We start from the raw sequence: 1,919 nt of genomic DNA, 5'->3' as shown, positions 1-1,919 counted from the left end.
ATTTTACGGGAGGCTGACACAGACATCCCTTGTGTACTTTCTTCCTGCAGCGAAAAGGCTGCCATAGGAAAAAAATCTTACTTACAGGTAAGAACCCCACTCATCAGAGCTGTGTCGCTTCGGCTGCGCGATTCACGATCGGTAGCGTTGATTTGGAAGCTGACTTGACGCATGTGTGAGATACCTCGACCGGCTCGGTCTTGACGCCATCTGCATCCACCAGCCACCGCTTGAAAACATTGGTCGCTGTAGCGCTACCAGTGCCGCAGCTGAAATTAAAGGTGAGCGGGGATGACGTAGACGTAGTTGTTCGGGTGCCTGTCTGACAAGTCCAGCCAGGAGCACATTTCACAGGCTCGAAATACATAATTATAGGAAAGGTCGGATTCCCAGAGTAATTAACCTTGTAAGGAACCTGGGATCCTTGAGGGCCAGATGAGGCAGGAATGGAATCAATTTTAAAAGGGGTGCATGCCGTCCCTTCGTTGTACAACTTAAGCCCCTTAGCCATGCCCTTGCTGGCTAACAGTCTAAATTTCTCGTTCTGTAATGCGGCGGCATCAAGTGCATTGGTGTGGAATCCGACCTCAATGATTGTAGAGGGGAATTCGGCTACTCGATTCTCTCCTTTGTTCTCTGCACGTGGAGCAGTATCAACGCTCCACTGCGCATAGGTCGCGTCAGCGTTGATGATTTCTTTCATGGAGCAGAGGATCTTAGAGGTTAGATCTTTACTCTTTTCAGTGAGGGGGTGATCTTTTTGATAAAAGCCGGTAGTCCCTCTGATGGCGTTGCTATCGGCTGCATTGGTATGAATATGAAGGCCGTAGCTTGCGCCTAAATAGTTTCCGTATAAGGGGCGTGAACGAATATCCTCATTCTTTTCACGCTCTACACTTGTCTTGTCATTAGGAATTGACGCCCATATTTTTTGCTGATCCGGCAGTAGATCCATCAAGTAATACTTTGCAGAAACCTCCCACCAGGGTTTTCCTGACGGTGTGTGTATCGCAGTGGACTCAGATCGGACTAATGCAGTATTTATCTGGGAACCATTTGCAGTTAGAGCGTTATTTACTGCTGTGGCATATGCCGGAGTTGTTGTGTCTTCAAGCATTCCATTCTTGGGGTCGCGCTGATAGCTCCACGTGGATTTGGCTCCATCGTGTTTGATGTACAAGCCATGTCCGGCAGATAACAAAAGCAAGGGTAGCGGGTCTTCAGCAGGGCGAACTAGCTCACTTTTTTTTTTCAGCCTTAGGTTCAGGGTGGTAGAAAAAGATATCCTTTCCACCGTATGTGCATTCGTATTCGGTGACACTGACCTCGCCGCGAAGCAAATATCGGGCTGTCGTTGCGAAACTACTGCACTGTTCTTCCGAGTCAGCGCCAGCTGTTTCAGGAACAGCATCTTTGCCAAGCTCAATAGTGAGTTTGCTCTCTGTCGCAGAAATGTGAGCTGAGACGTCAAATTTACGCTGACCAGGCAACTTAGTGGTCCTGCTTGCCTGTGACCGCAGTTGCTTTGTCACAGACCCTTCAATTGCACTTCGATCAATTGCGGACAGACTAGTTGTAGCGGCTCCGTCGCTTTTTTGCTCGACCGCATCTGCGTGGGAGACCATCAGCAAGCTGGTTGCAATGGCAAGTGCTGTTGCGCTCAATTCCAATGAAAACTTCATTCTCTTACTCCGTGAGAAATTCCTAGATAGAACTCGGCTGCGCTTAACATTTCGTGCTGGCCGGGCCTCGGATCCACCCCAGTCCGAGCGTATACGAGGCTATATTTTTTGTCCATCGCAGTGCCTAAGTGCGTGTGAGGGCTGCGACGTCCCCCCGCCCTGAGTAGTGGTCGGGTTTAGAGTCCGGGGTTGATGATATCGGTGTTTGCCAGATGTTGGGCATACGCAGCCGGCGTC

2 protein-coding genes are annotated in these 1,919 nt (G+C 49.8%); both read right to left on the bottom strand.

Annotated features, from left to right (window positions below):
- Window positions 1-103 precede the first annotated feature (103 nt).
- Window positions 104-1,294: an N-acetylmuramoyl-L-alanine amidase family protein gene (locus Y887_RS19385; protein ID WP_282955768.1), complete on the bottom strand. Its 1,191-nt coding sequence runs from the start codon at window positions 1,292-1,294 to the stop codon at window positions 104-106.
- Complete coding sequence (locus tag Y887_RS20700) at window positions 1,239-1,682, bottom strand: hypothetical protein (protein WP_162199173.1); 444 nt, start codon at window positions 1,680-1,682, stop codon at window positions 1,239-1,241. Before Y887_RS20700 ends, Y887_RS19385 begins: the two co-directional genes overlap by 56 nt.
- Window positions 1,683-1,919 lie beyond the last annotated feature (237 nt).

Origin of the sequence: Xanthomonas pisi DSM 18956 (assembly GCF_001010415.1) — a bacterium.
GTDB classification, from domain to species: domain Bacteria; phylum Pseudomonadota; class Gammaproteobacteria; order Xanthomonadales; family Xanthomonadaceae; genus Xanthomonas; species Xanthomonas pisi.
Note: the sequence above shows the minus strand (reverse complement) of the source record. Positions and strands in the feature narration are given on the sequence as shown.

Excerpts from the sequence above, each read along its gene's own strand:
- Y887_RS20700 (WP_162199173.1), bottom strand. The coding sequence starts at position 1,682 with ATGAAGTTTTCATTGGAATTGAGCGCAACAGCACTTGCCATTGCAACC.